At 66.5% G+C, this 17,526-nt stretch carries 17 protein-coding genes and 1 tRNA gene; 5 read left to right on the top strand and 13 right to left on the bottom strand.

All coding sequences use genetic code 11. The features are described 5' to 3' along the window. Positions 1 to 17: 17 nt before the first annotated feature. The 7 genes from A5678_RS16160 to A5678_RS16130 all read right to left on the bottom strand — a co-directional run bounded on the left by A5678_RS16160 (position 18) and on the right by A5678_RS16130 (position 6,998). A complete protein-coding gene (locus A5678_RS16160; protein WP_068044081.1) occupies positions 18 to 902 on the bottom strand; it encodes a class II glutamine amidotransferase in 885 nt (294 codons plus the stop codon). 142 nt (positions 903 to 1,044) lie between these two features. Next, positions 1,045 to 2,676: a long-chain fatty acid--CoA ligase gene (locus A5678_RS16155; protein ID WP_068044080.1), complete on the bottom strand. Its 1,632-nt coding sequence runs from the start codon at positions 2,674 to 2,676 to the stop codon at positions 1,045 to 1,047. Positions 2,677 to 2,820: 144 nt separating this feature from the next. Beyond that, entirely contained in the window at positions 2,821 to 3,909 is a 1,089-nt protein-coding gene (locus A5678_RS16150; protein ID WP_068044078.1) for a WD40 repeat domain-containing protein, read from the bottom strand. Positions 3,910 to 4,288: 379 nt separating this feature from the next. Continuing rightward, on the bottom strand, positions 4,289 to 5,044 hold the full coding sequence (locus tag A5678_RS16145; protein WP_068044101.1) for a DUF427 domain-containing protein: 756 nt from the start codon (positions 5,042 to 5,044) through the stop codon (positions 4,289 to 4,291). Positions 5,045 to 5,067: 23 nt separating this feature from the next. After that, the gene (locus A5678_RS16140; protein ID WP_068044076.1) at positions 5,068 to 5,343 is read right to left on the bottom strand and encodes a DUF6295 family protein; all 276 of its coding nucleotides are present in this window, start codon (positions 5,341 to 5,343) and stop codon (positions 5,068 to 5,070) included. Between the two features lie 10 nt (positions 5,344 to 5,353). Further along, positions 5,354 to 6,121 (bottom strand): dienelactone hydrolase family protein, encoded by a 768-nt coding sequence (locus tag A5678_RS16135; RefSeq protein WP_068044074.1) that lies wholly within the window; start codon positions 6,119 to 6,121, stop codon positions 5,354 to 5,356. Between the two features lie 94 nt (positions 6,122 to 6,215). Beyond that, positions 6,216 to 6,998 (bottom strand): hypothetical protein, encoded by a 783-nt coding sequence (locus tag A5678_RS16130; protein ID WP_068044072.1) that lies wholly within the window; start codon positions 6,996 to 6,998, stop codon positions 6,216 to 6,218. A gap of 269 nt (positions 6,999 to 7,267) precedes the next feature. Between A5678_RS16130 and A5678_RS16125 the strand changes: the two genes are divergently transcribed. Further along, on the top strand, positions 7,268 to 8,281 hold the full coding sequence (locus A5678_RS16125) for a chemotaxis protein CheB (protein WP_068044069.1): 1,014 nt from the start codon (positions 7,268 to 7,270) through the stop codon (positions 8,279 to 8,281). 4 nt (positions 8,282 to 8,285) lie between these two features. Here the strand turns inward: A5678_RS16125 and A5678_RS16120 are convergent, their stop codons facing one another. The 5 genes from A5678_RS16120 to A5678_RS16100 all read right to left on the bottom strand — a co-directional run bounded on the left by A5678_RS16120 (position 8,286) and on the right by A5678_RS16100 (position 12,395). Further along, complete coding sequence (locus A5678_RS16120) at positions 8,286 to 9,512, bottom strand: methyltransferase (RefSeq protein ID WP_068044067.1); 1,227 nt, start codon at positions 9,510 to 9,512, stop codon at positions 8,286 to 8,288. An 85-nt stretch (positions 9,513 to 9,597) separates the two neighbouring features. Further along, complete coding sequence (locus A5678_RS16115) at positions 9,598 to 10,002, bottom strand: DUF732 domain-containing protein (RefSeq protein ID WP_231983685.1); 405 nt, start codon at positions 10,000 to 10,002, stop codon at positions 9,598 to 9,600. Then, positions 9,999 to 10,301, bottom strand: coding sequence for a hypothetical protein (locus tag A5678_RS16110; RefSeq protein ID WP_197502162.1), 303 nt, complete (start codon positions 10,299 to 10,301; stop codon positions 9,999 to 10,001). The genes A5678_RS16115 and A5678_RS16110 overlap by 4 nt, the downstream gene beginning before the upstream one ends. Positions 10,302 to 10,857: 556 nt before the next feature. Continuing rightward, positions 10,858 to 12,087, bottom strand: coding sequence for a cytochrome P450 (locus A5678_RS16105; RefSeq protein WP_068044063.1), 1,230 nt, complete (start codon positions 12,085 to 12,087; stop codon positions 10,858 to 10,860). Positions 12,088 to 12,321: 234 nt separating this feature from the next. Beyond that, a tRNA-Leu gene (locus A5678_RS16100) sits at positions 12,322 to 12,395 on the bottom strand. 354 nt (positions 12,396 to 12,749) lie between these two features. Between A5678_RS16100 and A5678_RS16095 the strand changes: the two genes are divergently transcribed. The 4 genes from A5678_RS16095 to A5678_RS16080 all read left to right on the top strand — a co-directional run bounded on the left by A5678_RS16095 (position 12,750) and on the right by A5678_RS16080 (position 15,643). Further along, positions 12,750 to 13,640, top strand: coding sequence for a PE domain-containing protein (locus A5678_RS16095; RefSeq protein ID WP_068044061.1), 891 nt, complete (start codon positions 12,750 to 12,752; stop codon positions 13,638 to 13,640). Between the two features lie 59 nt (positions 13,641 to 13,699). Further along, positions 13,700 to 14,857, top strand: coding sequence for a PPE family protein (locus A5678_RS16090; protein WP_068044059.1), 1,158 nt, complete (start codon positions 13,700 to 13,702; stop codon positions 14,855 to 14,857). Between the two features lie 161 nt (positions 14,858 to 15,018). After that, positions 15,019 to 15,315, top strand: coding sequence for a WXG100 family type VII secretion target (locus A5678_RS16085; RefSeq protein ID WP_007771418.1), 297 nt, complete (start codon positions 15,019 to 15,021; stop codon positions 15,313 to 15,315). A gap of 43 nt (positions 15,316 to 15,358) precedes the next feature. Further along, complete coding sequence (locus tag A5678_RS16080) at positions 15,359 to 15,643, top strand: WXG100 family type VII secretion target (protein WP_067948830.1); 285 nt, start codon at positions 15,359 to 15,361, stop codon at positions 15,641 to 15,643. Positions 15,644 to 15,722: 79 nt separating this feature from the next. Here A5678_RS16080 and A5678_RS16075 read toward each other — a convergent pair whose 3' ends face one another. After that, a complete protein-coding gene (locus A5678_RS16075; protein WP_068044057.1) occupies positions 15,723 to 17,093 on the bottom strand; it encodes a PPE family protein in 1,371 nt (456 codons plus the stop codon). Between the last annotated feature and the right edge of the window lie 433 nt (positions 17,094 to 17,526).

Here is a 17,526-nt window from a genome sequence, read left to right as displayed (position 1 = left end):
GCCAGGCCGGCATTGAGCTAGCGCCGAGCGCTCGGCAGCGCGTGTTGCGATTCGTCCACCGCCGCGCTCAGCTCGTCCCGACGCACCAGGTGCGCGGGCAGGTCGGGCAGTATCACACTGCGGTCGACGTGCAGCGCGGCGTCGACGTGGACCAGCTCACCCGGATCGAGCAGATGCCAGCGCGGGTCGTCGTCCATGCGTTCGGTGGCGAAGACCACCGACGGGCGGGTGCACAGATGTTCCGATCGCGCGTGAATTCGCTTGGTGCGCAGGTCGAATTTCGGGGCCCGGGTGGGGGCGTCGTCGGAGCGATCCAGGACGTATAGTTCGTGGGTTTCGGGATACCGCAGCGCCCACATGTCGGTCGCCGTGCTCAATAGCACGTTGACCGCATAAATCGGCACATTGGCCGCAAGCCATTTCATGGCATCGGTCAGACCCGCGGTCACGTCACCGTTCAGCGCCCGGATCGAGGCCGTGATCAGCGCGAACACCCGCTCGGAATCGGTGTCGCCGAGGACCAATTCGTCGGTGTCGACCTCGCGCAGCCTTCTGTCGAGAACGTCCAGCCCCTCCAGCACGCCGTTGTGCGCGAAGATCCGGCCGTCCTGCAGGAATGGGTGGGTGTTGTGGACGTCGAGCGCACCGGTTGTCGCGTAACGCACATGCGCGATGAAGGTGGTGCCGGTCAACTCGTGGGCTTCGGTGGCGAAGGCGGCATCCTCCCAGGCCGCCATGGGTTGCTTGTCCAGCTGCGGCCGGCCACGCCCGTCGAAGACGCCCAGGCCCGTGCCGTCCGGGTTCCTCCTGCTCTGATCGGCGAGGCTGTCGGGGGCGTCCAACAACCAGAACGTCGCGGTGCAAACGTCGGTCCCGGCGTGTAGTCCGAATAGTCGACACATGGTCTCGACGGTACCCAGCTTCAGCCGGTCAACACCCCGGCGAGGTCGCCCAGCGCTCGGCCCATTCGCGAGCAGACACGAAATCGCACGATCCGGGGCGAACCGATGCGATTTCACGTCTGCTCGCGCCGAGGCAGTGCCCTCAGTCGCGGGCCTCGACCACCCAGTAGCCATGTTCGGCGTAACGCGACCGAATGGCCTTCTTGTCGTACTTGCCCACGCTGGTGCGCGGAATCTCTTCGACGAACGCCCACCGTTCGGGCAGCCACCAGCGAACCACCTTCTCCGCGAGGAACTTTCGCAGGTCCTCAGCGCTGACCGTGGTGCCCTCCTTGGCCACCACGACGGCGAGGGGCCGCTCCTGCCACCGCTCGTCGGGGACGCCGACCACCGCGGCCTCGACGACGTGCGGGTGCCCGATCAAGCTGTTCTCGAGTTCGACCGATGAGATCCACTCGCCACCGGACTTGATGACGTCCTTGGCCCGGTCGGTCAGGGTGACGAACCCACGCTCGTCGACGCGTCCCACGTCGCCCGTGCGCAACCAGCCGGAGTCGAACTTCGAGTCGTCGGCGGTGAGGTAGTACGAGCCGGCAATCCATGGGCCGCGGACTTCCACCTCGCCGACGGCCTCACCATCGTTGGGCAGCACCTGACCGTCGTCGTCGACGATCCGCATTTCCACGCCGCATACCGGTTGGCCCTGGGTGGCGCGGAACGCCCAGTGCTGGTCCTCGGGGGTTCCCGGCGGCGGCCACGCCATGGTGGCCATCGGGGAGGTTTCCGTCATGCCCCACAGCTGCCGGATCTGAACGCCGTGGTTCTCCTCGAAGGTGCGCATCAGCGAGACCGGAACGGCCGAGCCCCCGCAGACCACGAGCCGCAGCGACGACATGTCGTGGTCGGGTTCCTCCTCCAGCCGGTGCAGGACGTCGTTCCAGATGGTTGGCACCGCGCCCGCCACGGTCGGCCGCTGGTCCTCCACCATGCGAATCAGCGAACGCGCGTCAAGGTGGCAGTCGGGCAAGACGAGGTCGGCGCCGGCCATCAGCGCGGCATAGGGCAGGCCCCACGCGTTGGCGTGGAACATCGGCACGATCGGCAGCACGCTGTCGACGGAACCCACGCCGATGCCGTTGGCGGTGCAGGCCGCCATGGTGTGCAGGTAGCTCGAACGATGGCTGTAGACAACGCCTTTCGGGTTGCCGGTGGTGCCGCTCGTGTAGCACATTGCGGCCGCGGACTTCTCGTCGATCTTCGGCCAGGCGAACTCGGTCGACTCGCCCGCGAGCACGTCGGCATATCGCAGCACGGTCTTGCCCGACCCCTCGAACGCGGCGGCGTCACCCTCGCCCACCACGATCACGGTGTGCACGGTCTTGAGGTCACCCAGCACCGGGGCAAGCAGCTTGGCCAGCGACATGTCGACCAGCACCACCTGGTCTTCGGCCTCGTTGGCGACGTAGGAGATCTGCTCGGCGAAGAGGCGGATGTTGAGCGTGTGCAGCACGGCGCCCATCGACGGCACCGCCAGGTAGGTGGTCAGGTGTTCGGCGTTGTTCCACATGAACGTCGCCACCCGCTGGTCCCCGCTGATGCCGAGGCGGCGCAATCCGTTCGCCAGCCGAGCGGCGTCGTGACCCAGTTCGCGGTAGCTGATGCGCCGGTAGCCGTCATCGGTGGCGGTCGTGACCGTGCGCTCGCCGTGCACACCGCAGCCGTGCCGCATGATCGCGGTGATCGTCAACGGAAAGTCCTGCATCGTGCTGTCCATTGAGGTACCGCCTTTGGATCTCGGCGCAGCGTCGCCTGATGTCAACCCTCGAGTCGCGGCGTGGCCGCCTCCCGGGCCGGCGGCGATGACCCGCCGGCAGCATCCACCCTAAGCCCGAGTTCGCCGCCAGGGTCGGCAATCACCCTAGGCGAGTGCGGGTTCCCGCTGAGCGAGCGCGGGCATGCGAGTGGTCGACGCCTCGGCCGATCCCCCGCCCGCGGCAATCGGCACGACGGTCACCACACCGGAATGGCCGGCGATGTAGAGATATCTGCCGTCCGGGCTCTCGACCACGCACGACGGGCGCTTCGCCGCCCCGATGTCGCCGAGGACGTCGTGGGTTTGCGTGCAGACCGCCGCGACGCGGTCATCGCTGACCAAGTAGGCGCGGCGGCCGTCGCGACTGAGCGCCAAGCGGGTGAGCGGGCCGGGGACCTCGCTGAGCTTGCGGGTTCCGGTGATCTTGTGGGCTCGGGTGTCGATCACGTCGAGCACCGCGCCCACGACGGGGCCGCAACTGGCCACATAGGCCGTGCCGCCGTCGCCGCTCAACGCGACGTCGCGGATCGGCAAACCCAGCTCGTAGGCGCCAACGATGCGGGGGCCGACACCGGCCCGCCGGTGGGATTGCGCCCCGGTCTCGATGACGACGAGTTCGCCGCCGGATGGCCCGTTGGTGGCGGCGTACAGGTGGCGCCCGTCGGGGCTGATGCGCACGCAGTCCGCGGTGGTTCCGGGCGTGGCGGCGAGTTCGATCACCTCGAAGTCGTCCGTGGTGGTGTCCATGATCGCGACGTCGGCGCCACGCGCGCCGTTCCGGCTGGCGTAGACGAACCTCCCGTCGGCGCTCGCGATCAGATCGCTTACGCTGTCGGCCAGCGGATGCGTCGCGATGCGCGCGTTCGTGGTGAGGTCGACGACGTCGATCGAGTCATACGACGGGGACGCGGTGCTGATGTAGGCGCGCGGGGAGGCCCCATCGCTCACGGCGATCGCGAATGGTTCGGTGACGCCCGTGACCGTCTGCACCAGCTGACGTGCATCGGTGTCGATGATCGAGACCGTGTCGCGGCCGTGATTCGCCGCGATCAGCCGAGTGCCGTCGGGACTGACGCCGATGTCGCTGATCGGACCGTTTCGGACCGGAATCTGGACCACCGGGGCGCCGTCGAATACGAACACCGGCTCGTCTCGGTCGTCCTGTAAGGCCTTGCGGTCGTTTACACCGCTCACGCTGCACCGCCTTTGCTATGTTGTCGGCGCGGAGGCGAACTCGCCGGGACTTGCGCGACAATTCGGCCTCCGGATCCAGGAGGATCTCAGCACCGAAAGGCACTGACGCGACTGGTTTCGAGAGTCTACCGGCCAAAAATCGCGTTGAAGCGGCTCGAATGCCACGACGTTAGCTACGTCACCCCCGCGCACTCAGGTTCTGCTCAGGCTCTCAATTACGCTGTATCGCAGTCGCTTACCCGTAGCGAAAACGATGCAAACGCGCTTCCGGCGGATTTCGCATTCGCCGCTAACGTCCCCGGTCAGCGGGGTGGAGTTGTCCGGGCTAAGAAATTCTCAGGGTCCGGCGCACGAAGAGAAAAAGATCACACCGCGTTCGCTAACTGAACTGGGTGCGCGGCCGGGGCAGGGCCGCACCGTCGACGAAGATGTCCAGCTTTTCGTTGTAAAACGCCACCAGACCGGCGATCTGGCCGACCGCGGGCAACGGGTAGTGGTAAGTCCAGGCCAGATCCGGATGCAGGGCCTGCTCATCAGGGGGGCCGGACCGCACCGACCAATACCCCGACGTCACCCCTTTGTACGGGCACAGCGTCTGCGTGGCGCTAGGCTCCAGATGCTCGAAGGCGATATCCGTCGGATCAATGTAATACCTTGTGGGCAAACCGGTTTCGAACAACAAAACCGGAGACCTGGTGTCGGCCAGTATAATTCCGTCCAGCTCGACCCGAACATGCCGGTGTGAGCGCAACGCGTCAACCCGCGAATAAGGGTTACGCGGGTGGCCGTAGATCGGTTCGTCTTCCTCTAACCACCGCAACGGATTCCACTCGAATCGCACCGTCCCGGCCACCGGACCGCCACCGTCGGCGTCGAACACCCGCGCGGCGGACGGGTGGGTCGCACCGGCGCCCACCAGGGAGTGCAGCCGCGACGGACCGAATTGAACTTTCTGCGAATGGTTTTCGTCACGCAGAAACTCCGCACGGACATCGGCGAACGGGATGTAGTACTGCGGGTAATACGGGACCTCCCACACATACAGGGCGGCGGTGGTGTCGAAGACCAGCGCGCCCCCGAGGTAGCCACGCACCCGGCGCGGCGCGGGCTCGACCCTGCCGCGCGTGGCGGCCATCTGCGGGTAGTCCCGGTCGGCGGTCACGTCTGATCCTTGGACGCGAGCCCGGCGGGCGCATGGGCGATCGCCTTCCGGATGGCCTCGGCCAGGGCGAGGGCGCTCTCCTCCGTGAGCTCGAGCGCCACCCGCGCCGACGGACCGAGTTCCGGATTGATCACGTCGATGTTGACCGTGTGCCCGTAGGGCGCGTGGACGGGGTGATCGACGTACACCGTCGCGCGGCTGGCGCCGAACCACCCCGTGGCGCCCTTGCCGCTGCCGTCGATTCCGACGTGTTCGGTCAGATAAGTGCACATGGCCCGGCGCCTAACCTTTCAGCTGGGTGGCGAAGAAGTCGTCGATGCGCCGCCAACCGTCCACCGCCGCCTCGGGCCGGTAGGCGGGCCGATCGACGGAGAAGAACGAGTGTCCCGCGCCCTCGTAGGAGTAGAACTCGTGCGGCTTATTCAGCTTGGTCAGTTCCTCGTCCAGTGCGGCCACGGCGGGCGGCGCCGGGAAGCGGTCGTCGAGCCCGAACAGGCCGAGCAGCGGGCAGCTCAGGTTCGGCGCCAGCTGCAGGATCGGCTTCATGACCTTGGGCATGCCCTCCGGCGGATCCTCGACGATGAAGGCGCCGTAGCAGTCCACCGCGGCGTCGAACGGCAGCGAACACGCCGCCAGGTACGCGTGCCGCCCACCCGAGCAGTGCCCGATGACGCCGAACTTCCCGTTAGCGCCCGGCAGGGAGCGCAGGTGCTCCACCGCGCCCGCGACATCGCCGACCAACCGCTCGTCGGGCACGCCGCCGGCGGCCCGCGCCGCCGCCGCGGCGTCGTCGGGCGACGCGCCGGGGGCCTCGCGCGAATAGAGGTTCGGGGCCACGGTGTGGTAGCCGCTGACGGCGAGCCGCCGGACGAACTCCTTGGTTTCGCGGTCGTAGCCGGGCATGTGGTGGATCCACACCACTCCACCGCGGGACCCCTCGGTGATCGGCTCACCGACTGGGCAAGCCCGGTACGCCTCGATCTCGTCGCCCCCGTGGCCGGTGATGGTGATCGTTTCGGCTCGGATGGCGTCTGGGCTGAGCGCATTCATCGCAACTCCTTTGGGGCTCCGTGGTTGGCCGCAACCGGACCCGGCGGCGCATGCGGCCGGTCCGCGAACCAACGTATCGAACACCCGTGGGCGTTCAGCGCCGTTTGTCGCGCACCTTGTAGGTCGAGGGCCACGACTTTCGGGACTCATCCCCGGTCAGCGGGGTCCCCATGCCGCCGACCTTCACGTTGTAGGCCTCCTTGCCGGGGCCGACCTCCCGGTTCGCATGCTCCTGGGCGAGGAAGTACAGCTCGTCGATGGTGGCCTCGTCGTAAGCGACGAACGACGTTTCCCGCGCCACGTCCTCGATGCCGACCAGCATCCGCTCGGGCAGGATCCGCGACGCCAGCGCCGCCAGGCCCAACAGGGTGAACGGAATGAGCCAGTAGCAGACGTACGACGCCGCAGTCTCGGTGTCCAGGATCGTGGTGTCACGGCGCACGAGCGGCGGGATCGCCGAGGACACCGTCATGCCCGCCGCCGTTGCCACCCAGACCCAACTCAGGACGCTGACGACCCGGCCGAAGAGCTCGGTCTTGACCACGTCGGCGGGTTGTTCCGCGGCAGCGAACGCACGCACGAACGGCTTGCCGGCCACCGTTCCGGCCAGGGCCACCACAAGGAAGCCGGCGGCGCTGAGCGGCAGTATCCACCGCTGGGCGAACACCTGGCCGAGCGCGAAAGTCAGCACCGTCAGCACCACAAACACGACGGCAGAACCGATTTCAAACGTCCGCTCCGGCCTTCCGGCGACGCTCCCGAGCCCCACCGCGATGGCCGCGATCGCCAGCCCGGCCACCGCCGCGGCAGGGAACGGGACGTTACCGACAAGCACCCAATACGCGATCCACGGCGCAAGACCAGACAGCATGCCCACGATTGGTCAGTGTATGAGTGGCGGTTCGCCGCGCCGTCGGCGGCAGGCCGAAAATTTGGTCCGCGGCTCATGACGTGCACCGTGAGGCCGCTCCCCCGCTGTGATCGCCGCGCCACCAAGGGCTTTCCCGATCGTGCGGCCGCGAGCAGGAGAGGGCTTATGGCCCTTGGCGTCGCCGCTCAACTGGGTCAATGTGGAGGCCATACGCTTGCGGACGGTGGCGGGATCTCCGAGCTGTCAGCCAGGACAGGGCAAGGCTAGGTCGAGCTATGGAGCGCAGGGCAGCACCGGCTGAAGGCGTGGTGGCGATCGGCGCATCCGCAGGAGGTATCGAAGCGCTATGTGAACTGGCGGCGGGGATGCCGCCGGATTTTCCGTTGGCCGTCATGATCGTCATCCACCTGAGCCCGGCGGGGCCTTCCCTGCTGGCGCAGATCATTAACCGGAGCGGCCCGTTGCCGGCGGTCGCAGCGGTAGACGGCGCCGTCCTGCAGGCCGGGCGGATATACGCCGCCGTGCCCGGCCACCACCTGCTTGCCCGCGACCATCGGGTGGCACTGTCGGATGGACCGTGGGAGAGCGGTCGCCGACCGGGGATCGACGCGCTTTTCCGGTCCGTCGCGCTCGACTACGGCCCCCGCGCCGTCGGTGTCCTGATGTCGGGACTGCTTGACGACGGCGTGGCCGGGCTGCGTGCCATCAAGGCCAAAGGAGGAGCCACCGTGGTCCAGGAGCCGACCGACGCGCTGTTTCCCGATCTGCCGAAGAACGCCATCAAAGCCGGCGTGGCCGATCACACGGCGGCGGCGAAGAAGATCGGTAGCTTGCTTGCACAGCTCGCTGACCGCGACATCGAGGAGCCGGCCACGGACCCCGATGGCCAACTCGAGCTGGAGAATCAGATCGCGATGGACAGCCAGTTCGCGGCATCGGTCGTGGCGGAGGATTTGGGCCCGCCCACCGGGTATATCTGCCCCAGCTGCAACGGCGCTCTGATGGCCGTCAACGAGAGCGGATACCGCTGCCAGGTCGGTCATGCGTGGACGGCACAGTCGCTGTTGGTCGCTTACGGCGACGAGCTCGAAGAAGCAGTCTGGGCGGCGATCCGCAACTTGAAGGACACGGCGCGACTGTCCCGCACCCTCGCCGAAAACGCTGAGAGTGCAGCGGATCTGGAAGGTTATACCGCCGTGGCCAGCCGGGCCGCACACGCCATTGCCGCGTTACGCCAGGGCCTTCTGGCGGCAAAAGCCGACAGCAGCGACAGCCCCGAAACGGTGTGACCCGCTAACCGGACGGGTTCGGGTTCAACGCCATCGCCAAAAAGTCGAGACGCCACAACGACTGGAACAGCGTTCGCCCGAATTCCCTTGCCAGATCGGCGTTTTCCGGGCCTACTTCGCCGCGCTGTGCCACAGAGGCGATGATCTCCCGAATCGTGCGACGGCCATCGACCTGCTCGACGAACTGCAGCTGAGCCGGATTGAGCTTCAGCTTCGTGCCGGGCAAGTGGATCTCGTTCCCGGACAACAGGCAGGCGGTCCGCAGTAGCGGAATATAGTCAAGGGCCCCGGCCATCGAGAAATCGATCGCGTAATGCTCCTTCGGACGCTCGGGGCGGCAGGCGATGAAGAAGTGGGCCGCGTTCGCCGGCTGCAGACGTTCCATCACGGACCATAGTTTGATGTCGGGAAGTCGATTCAGCATCGCCTGGAACTGGCTCGCCCGCGCGACGAAGTCGTGCGGGTAGTACGGCGATTTGTGAAACCAGCCCTGGAATGCCAGTCCGGCGGAGCTGACCAGGTCCAGGCACTCCTCGACGGTGTAGCTTCGCTGGCGACTGTGCAGGAAGGTGTCGACCAGGGCGCCGTCGGACAGCAGATCGCGCGCACCCTTCAGATAGGGGCGCACGGGGTGGTCCGCCGGTAGCACGGCGATCGCCTCTTTGACCATTTGGACCGATGCCTCGTCCTGGGTCAGTCCGACGTCGCGGAAGGCCGATTCGAGCATGTCGACCCCCATCCGGCCGTACTTCGCGTAGAGCATGACGCCCAGCGCCCCATCGGTGCGCAGGCACAAGCCAAGCGCTTTGAGGCCGGCCAATGGGTCCGCCATGTGGTGCAAGACGCCCGTGGACACGATGAGGTCGAAGTCGCGGGACAGCGTCGAGACTTCTTCGATGGGAAGCAGATTCAGTTCCAGGTTGTCCAGGCCGTGCTTGTCCTTCAAGTACTGCTGGTGCTTGAGCGCTGACCGGCTGACGTCGATCGCGACCACTTTGGCGGCGCGGTTCATGAAGGCGAATTGGGCCGCCTGGAAGGTGCCGCAACCCGCGATGAGAATGTCGAGGTCCGGCTTGTACTCCCGGTTGGGCCACAAGACGCGGTGCGCCCAGAAAGGATCGAACCAATCCCAGTGGTTCTTGGTCCAGGCCGCGAGATCGGCAACGGGGGGCGGATACTCCCACCGATCGTATTGGCGCGAGACGCCGTCGCCCCGCGGATCGTCGGTCACTTCGGCGCGGCTCCTTCGCGGTGGCGGTCGCGACCAACTTACTGCGCCTCGCGTCTTTCGGCTTGGTGACACCATGCCGTCGCGTTCACATAAGCGGGGGGCCCGGGATCAGCCAGGTCAGCGAAGTGTCGATCTGCCCCCGGTATTGCGGGCAGTAGGCGGCCACGGAAAGGCCGACGAAGTAGCTGGATTCCCTCATCGTGAGCTCGGTGTCGCGCTTCACCTTCAGCGCGAGAACACTTGCATTTGCGTTGTTATCGAATCCCGTGCACACCCGGTGGGCCATCGCGATCGCGGTGTCGCTGTCGCGAACTTCGATCCCGTAGTTCATCAGGGACGCGATGAACGCATCGTCGACCGGATCTGCAGCTGCTGACGCCGGGGCGAGCGGCACGGCGGCGAAGAGCAGAACAGCCGCCCACCACTTCCCCAGACGAACGTCCATGCCCGCTGCCGTGTCCTTTTCTGCGCCTTCTGCGGGGACGATCAACTCGACGCCGACAGAGGTACCTTCGTCCCGCTTACACCCTGGCTGGTCTGCCCGTTCGGCTCCGGTGCGCTTACCTCTCGCAAGGTGACGGTTTGGGTACGCCAGCCGGCGTAGCCAAGGGCGGCGCTGATCGCGGTATAGACGACGGCCTCCGTCCACATGTATCCAACGCCCCACTTCCGACCGAGGAAGATGGGCTCGTCGATGATGCCGGCGGATGCGGCGATGGCGTAGCCCGCGTGCGCGTAGGCGATTCCAGCGAACGCTCCGCAGAAGAATTTGCTCACTTCGCGATTCATTTCTTTGTCCTCTCAGTCGCCACGAACCCGTGTGATCTCACTGTCGGCTTTGCCGTCCGACTGGAGGTAGGGGCCAAGGTCCTCCCGCGTCGGACCATTCGTCGCTTTCGGGCACGGCCGATGCCGGACATGCCCGCTGAACTGGGGCGCGGCGGTCGTCGCTGAGATTACCGAGAACCTCGCCTACACCCCGCCGACGACGATTGAGACGTCGACATGGCGGAGTACGTGCACTCCCCCGACTCGTGGCGCGATCCGCAACCGCCCGAGCCGCCGCGCTGCGGACCGCAAAACCCGCCCCTGCTCCACTGCGAGCAGTCCTGTGAAAAGAACACAGAGGTCAGCTGGGGGGCAGGCCGATCGCGCCACACCTCAATGGCCGGCCACCGAGCGCGCCATCTACATGCCCCGCGCCGCGCGTTGACCCGCCGCGAAACCCGCCGGGCGTCGGCGCGCCCCGGCAACACCGCCGACCCAAGGGCGAAGCACACGGCTACGCAGGCGAACAACTCGCCCGGTAGCCATACCGGCCAAGGACTAAGGGCCGCAGGTTTCGCTATCGGCGACCAAGAGGCTGTGCAGCCGTGAATCGCACGGGCATCGAATGGATACCGTTTATGAACATTGAATTCATACGCTCGACCGGCCCGGCCAACTCCATGTTCTTCATTCGGGCGATAACCTCCGACACGAGCGCCGAGGCCTCGACCCGGGCCAGATTCGCGCCGAGGCAGTAATGTGTGCCGCCGCCGCCGAATGCAAGGTGCGGGTTCGGTGTACGAGTGATGTCAAACGTGTCGGGATGTGCGAACTTCGTCTCGTCTCGATTGGCCGAGGGATAGAACATGGCCACCCGACCGCCTTTGGGGACCGGAATACCACGCACTTCAGTATCTTTCGTCGCCGTGCGCAGGAACCACATCACCGGACTGATGTAGCGCAGCATCTCCTCGACCGCCGTCGGCATCATTGATGCGTCGGTTTGCAGCTGCGCCAGCTCTTCGGGGTTGTCCATCAAGGCAAGCATTCCCCCGGCCACGAGGTTGCGGGTGGTGTCGCCACCAGCGTTCAGCAGCAGGATGAAGAAGAAATTGAACTCCATGTCGGTAAGACGCCGCCCGTCGATCTCGGCATGCAGCAATGACGTGGCGATGTCGTCGCCGGGCTCGGCACGTTTACGGGCGGCAAGTTCGGCGGCGTAGGCGAAAATCTGCATCCCCGCTTCCGCGATGCGGGCATCCTGAACTTGGCCGGCGTTGGTTATCTCGGTGAGCTCGTAGAGCCGGAAGCCGTCTTCGAGCGGAATCCCAAGCATTTCTGAAATCACATAGGATGGGAGCGCCCCGGCCACCTCCTGGACGAAGTCGCACTCACCTTCCTCGATGACGTTGTCGATCAGATCGCGCGCCATCTCGGCTATGCGTTTGTTGAGCCTCGCGACCTGTCGCGGCGTGAAACCTTTGTTAACGAGCTTGCGCAATGCGGTGTGCCGGGGCGGGTCCATCGTCAGCATCATGACGCCGCGCATGTCTGCCGGAGAATCGGGACCAGGCGCTTCGAAGTACACGCCGTCTGTTTCTGACGACCACGTGGCGCTGTCCCGGGACACGGCCACAACTTCGTCATAGCCTGTCAGGGCAAGGAACCCGGGTCCGTCTTGGAAAGGGTGCCAGGCGACCGGCGCACGCTCGCGGAGTTTGCGGAATGCGTCCAACGGCGGACCGGTCCGGTAGGAATCCGGATCGGTCAGATCGACCCCGCCAATGCTGATCGCGTCCTCAGTCACGCCCCACCTCCGTGCGGCAGCTGCGCCCCGGGCTGGGCCGGTGCCATCCGCCAAACCTTAGCTCCGAGAGGGAAGGTTTGGGATTTATCCCGTAAATCCCATCCCGCAACCCCAATGCGTGATGGTTTGCTACGGGCGGCAGAACATCGCTTGTTCGCGTACACGTCGCGTACCGCGCACAGATTCCCGGCCCAAATACAAGGAGCAAACCCCATCTACTGGGCAAAACGTCGGTGCCCCCAGTCGGACTCGAACCGACACTGGGCGGATTTTAAGTCCGCTGCCTCTGCCAATTGGGCTATGGGGGCCCGGCGGCGAATCTAGCGCGCAGGCGCCGAATCCGGCACATCGCATCCCGCTCGAATAAGCCAAATGCCCAACATGCGGCGCGAACGGTCATCGGCTAAGATCCGCGCCCGCGCGACTTAACCACTGCTTTCCGGCAGATGACAGATGACACCGCTATGTCGTCCGGCAAGACCGTGTTAAAACTGCCGACCTCACCGTTAAGAAGCCGTAAACGGCTGTCACGCTGGCGCTTTCGGTCGGGAAGGTGGAGTCGTGGGTCGTTAGTGTTACGCCAACGCACAGGGGCCGTTACGCGAACACACAGGTCGACTCGACGCACGGGGGTCGGCTCGTTCCAACATTAGGAGCAACAGATGTCGTTTCTGACAACGCAAACGGAAGAGATGCTAGCTGCCGAGCAGCTGCTATCGGGGATCAACACCAACCTGGCGGCGCAGAACGCAGGCGCCGCGGCGGCGACAACTGTGATCGCTCCGGCCGCCGCCGACCCGGTGTCGGCCCAGCAGGCGGCGATCTTCTCGGCGTACGGCACCCAATACCAGGCGATCGCCACCGAGGCGCAGGCGTTGCTGGAAAACTACGCGCAAACCCTGGGCATCAGCTCCGGCAGCTACGGCGACACCGAAGCCATCAACGCGAGCCAGGCCGCGCTGTCGAGCGCCGCGTCTCCTTTGGCCGCCGCTGCGGCGACGCCTACGGGCACACCGCTGGACTGGCTTTCCTATCTCCTCGGTAGCACCGGCAACGGGACCAACCCGGCGATGCTCGGTGGGCTCTTCGGCCTCTCGAGTAACGGTGCCAACATTCTCAACATCGGCGGCGGCAACTGGGCCTCGGCCGCGTCCGACCTGCTGGGCCTGGCCGGTGGCGGCCTGCTGGACACCTCCGCTGCCGACGCCGCCGGTTCCGCCGCCGACGCCGCGGGCCTGGCCGACACGACGGCGCCGATGGCCGGCGGAATGGGCGGTGTCGGCGCGATGCCGATGGCCGCGGCGGGCCAGGCCAGCTTGGTCGGCAAGTTGTCGGTGCCACCGACGTGGGCCGGCTCGGCCACCCCGGTGGTCGGCACCAGCGCCGCACCACTGCAAACGGTGGGCTGGACCTCCGCCGCGCCGCAGGCCGGCGCCGGGACCATCATCCCGGGCATGCCGGGGATGGGCGCGGCCGCGCGCAACAGCGCCGGCTTCGGTGCTCCGCGCTACGGCGTCAAGCCGATCGTCATGCCGAAACCGGCAACCGTCTAGCCCTCGGCCATTTCCTCGAAGACTCAAATTCCAACAGACAAAAGGAGCGGGAAACACAAATGGTTCTTGACTTTGCAGCAATTCCCCCGGAGATCACCTCCTCGCTCATGTACGCCGGCGCCGGCGCCGGACCGCTGATGGCCGCCGCGGCGGCGTACGCCAACCTGGCCGCCGAGGTGAGCACAACGGCGACGCAGTGGGAGTCGATCATCTCGCTGCTGACCAGCGAGCAATGGACGGGAGGCGGATCGGCCGCCGCCGCGGCCGCGGCCCAGCCCATCATCGCCTACCTGACGGAGACGGCGGCGACGCTGGAGCAGGCGGGTGCGCAGGCCACGGCCTCGGCGGCCGCTTACGAAGCGGCGTTCGCCGCGACGGTGCCCCCGCCGGTGATCGCGGCCAACCGGACGTTGCTGGCCACGCTCGTCGCAACCAACTTCCTCGGGGTCAATTCGGCCGCGATCGCGGCGACCGAGGCGCAGTACGCGGCCATGTGGGCCCAGGATGCCGCCATGATGGCCGCGTACCAGGCCGCCTCGGCGGTCGCCGGGGTCCTCACGCCGGTGACGCCGCTGACGTCGACCACCAACCCGGGGACCGCCGCGGCCGCGAGCAGCGCCGCCCTTGCCGCCGATTCGACCGGCGGCACGGTCCAGGCGCTGGCTCCCATCGCGAACGCGGCGCCGTTGGCAGCCGCCCCCGTCACGCCGACGTTCCCTGGCATTCTGGGCTCGATCGACAACTTCATCGGCACGCCGTCGGTCTTCAACGCCATCAACGGCGGCGTGAACACCGCGGCGTGGTTCGTCATGAACACCATCCCGACGGCGGTCTCGCTGGGGCACACGCTGGGCTCCGTGCCGTCGATCCCGTTCGCCCTCACCGACTCGGTCACGCCGCTGGCCGGCGGCATGGTGCCGGGCACGATGGTGGGCTCGGTGTCGGGCGCGGGCGCGTCGGCAGCCCTGGGCGAGGCCTCCGCCGTCGGCGGCCTGTCGGTGCCGGCCGGCTGGAATGCGGCCGCCCCGGCGTCGTTGGCTTCCTCCACCGCTCCCCTCGAGGGATCGGGATGGACGGCGGCGGCCGAGGCCGAGCCGGTTGCGGCGATGCCGGGCATGCCGGGGATGGCCGCGGCAGCCAAGGGCGCGGGCGCCTACGGCTCCGGGCCGCGGTACGGCTTCAAGCCGATCGTCATGCCCAAACAAGTTGTCGTCTGATGTCGGGAGTACCGGTACGGGAAAGAAGGGGGTACATGTCACCCGTTTGAGGGGATCAGTTAACCGGTAGGCCGTAATCTGTCCATAACGCGGCCACCACCGCATCAATTAGAACTGTTAATACTTCGACCTGAAGGCTTGAAGGATAAGGAGAAAGCAACATGGCAACACGTTTTATGACTGACCCGCACGAAATGCGGGCGATGGCGGGCCGCTTCGAGGTGCACGCCCAGACGGTTGAAGACGAGGCTCGCAAGATGTGGGCGTCCTCGATGAACATCGCCGGCTCGGGCTGGAGCGGTCAGGCGCAGGCCACCTCGTACGACACCATGGGCCAGGTCAACCAGGCCTTCCGCAACATCGTCAACATGCTCCACGGAGTGCGGGACGGACTGATCCGCGACGCGAACAACTACGAGCAGCAAGAGCAGGCCTCACAGCAGATCCTGGGCAGCTAGCAGCCGAAACCCTCTGTCTTCCAACACTTTAAGGAGCTAAACAATGACCATTAACTACCAGTTCGGCGATGTCGACGCCCACGGCGCCTTGATCCGCGCCCAAGCCGCGTCTCTGGAGGCTGAGCACCAGGCCATCATTCGCGATGTGCTTGCTGCGGGTGACTTCTGGGGCGGTGCGGGTTCGGTGGCCTGCCAGGAGTTCATCACCCAGTTGGGTCGCAACTTCCAGGTGATCTACGAGCAGGCCAACGCCCACGGGCAGAAGGTGCAGAGCGCCGGCAGCAACATGGCCAGCACCGACAGCGCCGTCGGGTCCAGCTGGGCCTGACACCGCGTCCTTACTGGAAGGGGCTCGCACACCACGGTGTGCGGGCCCCTTTCGTCCTGGAAACCCTTGCGGCTCTGCCTTATCCGGCCACCGGCGAACGCGGGATGAGCGAGGGGCGGAACCCGATTCGGTGAACCGCACCGTCGGACTCGCGCCCGACCATGCCCCCCAGCGGCAGCTTGGAAATGCCCGATGCCGACGACGGCGTCGGTGCGGCACCCCACCCGCCCGGCATGGCCTTGGCGTCCAGAGCGGTGGGCAGCGGCGTCACCGACGACGCCGCGTTGGCCCAGCCGGGCGGCACCGACAAGGTCCCGAGCGAGGCTCCTTGGCCCAGGCCCGCCGACGCGCCCTGACCCAGTCCCCCCAGCGAACCCATGTTCCCCAGCGCACCCAGTGCTGGCGAGCCAGAAACTCCCTCGGCGCCCAAAATCGAACCCGCGCCCTCCATATCAAGGGCCAAGCCCTGGTAATCGAGCCCCAAGCCCTTGTAATCGAGCCCCAGCCCGTAAAGGTCGATGCCGATTCCACCGCCGTCGGCGCCGAAGCCTGCGGCATCGGAGCCCAGGCCGGCCACGTCGGAAAACAGCCCGGCCGCTTCGCCGGAGCCGGCGACCCCGCCGAGCGACGCTGCCAGGCCGGACGCGGTTCCCAGGCCGGCGTTCGCGGTCTTGGCGGCGCCCCTGGTCGTTCCGCTCAGGCTGGACAGCGCGCTGAGCGGAGCGGACGCCCCCGACGACCCGAGGGACGCGCCGGTCCCCATCGCGGCCTGCGACAGACCGGTGCTCGAAGTCGATCCGGGGGTCGACAAGCTCTGCAACGCCTGTGGCACCGACATCAGCTGCGCCGAAGTCGTCTTGACAGTGCCGCCGGCCCGGGTTGCGGTCGCCTGGGCGACCGAACCTGCTTGGCCCGCGGCCCCGCCCGGATTGGTCGTCTGGGGCGGTGGCGCAAACGCGCCGAAGGCTGAGGCGGACGCCGAACTCGCGGCGTACGTGTACATCGCGGTGGCGTCTTGCGCCCACATTGCGCTGTATTCGGCCTCGGTGGCCATGATCGCCGGCGTGTTCTGTCCGAGGAAGTTGGTGGCGACCAACGCCAGAAGCCGAGCCCGGTTAGCCGCAATCAAGGGCGGCGGCACCGTCATCGCGTACGCCGCTTCGTAAGCCCCGGCGGCGGCCGTGGCCTGCATTGCCGACTGCTCGCACAGCTCGGCGGTGGTCCGCAGCCACACCACGTAGGGTGCGACCGCGGCGGCCATCGACATCGCCGTCGGGCCTGCCCACTCGTGCGTCAGGGTCGCGATCACCGATTCATATCCGCTGGCGGCCGAGCGCAGCTCCAGGGCCAGCGAGTCCCATCCCGCCGAGGCGGCCAGCAGCGTCGCGGGCCCGGCCCCCATATACATCCGGCCGGAGTTGACTTCCGGAGGCAACGCGCCAAAATCCATTACTTTCCTTTTGCTGGTTGATTTTCCCGAAGCCGCAATCAGGCGCCGCGGCGATGACCGCCGTTGCGGCCGCAGCCATCGTCACGTGCATTACGCCCGCACGTGGAGCTACGAAAAGCGTTTCGAACGGCCAACTTTGGTGCCATGAGTCAGGACGCCGTTGTCCCCTGCATTGAGGCTACGCATTCAGCTACCACCGGCATTCGCCGGAATTCAGCGCCTTGCAAATAACTCAAAACCGTTCTCGTGCGGCTCGTTTTGTACGTATTGCCTGGAATTGGTCGGCGCAATCAAGCCAACAGCCGTGCGAGCCCGTCTTTTTGGCAAACCGGATCATCGCAAGCCGCCTGCCGCGACACATAGAAAACTCATATTTGAGTCCGTTTGCGGCGACGGGCCCGTGCCGAACATTTGAGAACTCTATGAGCTTCGT

The organism is Mycobacterium sp. E2733 (assembly GCF_001667585.1).
Lineage (GTDB): Bacteria > Actinomycetota > Actinomycetes > Mycobacteriales > Mycobacteriaceae > Mycobacterium.
Note: the sequence above shows the minus strand (reverse complement) of the source record. Positions and strands in the feature narration are given on the sequence as shown.

Excerpts from the sequence above, each read along its gene's own strand:
- A5678_RS16125 (WP_068044069.1), top strand. The coding sequence starts at position 7,268 with ATGGAGCGCAGGGCAGCACCGGCTGAAGGCGTGGTGGCGATCGGCGCA.
- A5678_RS16085 (WP_007771418.1), top strand. The coding sequence starts at position 15,019 with ATGGCAACACGTTTTATGACTGACCCGCACGAAATGCGGGCGATGGCG.
- A5678_RS16110 (WP_197502162.1), bottom strand. The coding sequence starts at position 10,301 with ATGAATCGCGAAGTGAGCAAATTCTTCTGCGGAGCGTTCGCTGGAATC.
- A5678_RS16135 (WP_068044074.1), bottom strand. The coding sequence starts at position 6,121 with ATGAATGCGCTCAGCCCAGACGCCATCCGAGCCGAAACGATCACCATC.
- A5678_RS16145 (WP_068044101.1), bottom strand. The coding sequence starts at position 5,044 with ATGGCCGCCACGCGCGGCAGGGTCGAGCCCGCGCCGCGCCGGGTGCGT.
- A5678_RS16155 (WP_068044080.1), bottom strand. The coding sequence starts at position 2,676 with ATGGACAGCACGATGCAGGACTTTCCGTTGACGATCACCGCGATCATG.
- A5678_RS16075 (WP_068044057.1), bottom strand. The coding sequence starts at position 17,093 with ATGGATTTTGGCGCGTTGCCTCCGGAAGTCAACTCCGGCCGGATGTAT.
- A5678_RS16095 (WP_068044061.1), top strand. The coding sequence starts at position 12,750 with ATGTCGTTTCTGACAACGCAAACGGAAGAGATGCTAGCTGCCGAGCAG.
- A5678_RS16090 (WP_068044059.1), top strand. The coding sequence starts at position 13,700 with ATGGTTCTTGACTTTGCAGCAATTCCCCCGGAGATCACCTCCTCGCTC.
- A5678_RS16140 (WP_068044076.1), bottom strand. The coding sequence starts at position 5,343 with ATGTGCACTTATCTGACCGAACACGTCGGAATCGACGGCAGCGGCAAG.
- A5678_RS16160 (WP_068044081.1), bottom strand. The coding sequence starts at position 902 with ATGTGTCGACTATTCGGACTACACGCCGGGACCGACGTTTGCACCGCG.
- A5678_RS16080 (WP_067948830.1), top strand. The coding sequence starts at position 15,359 with ATGACCATTAACTACCAGTTCGGCGATGTCGACGCCCACGGCGCCTTG.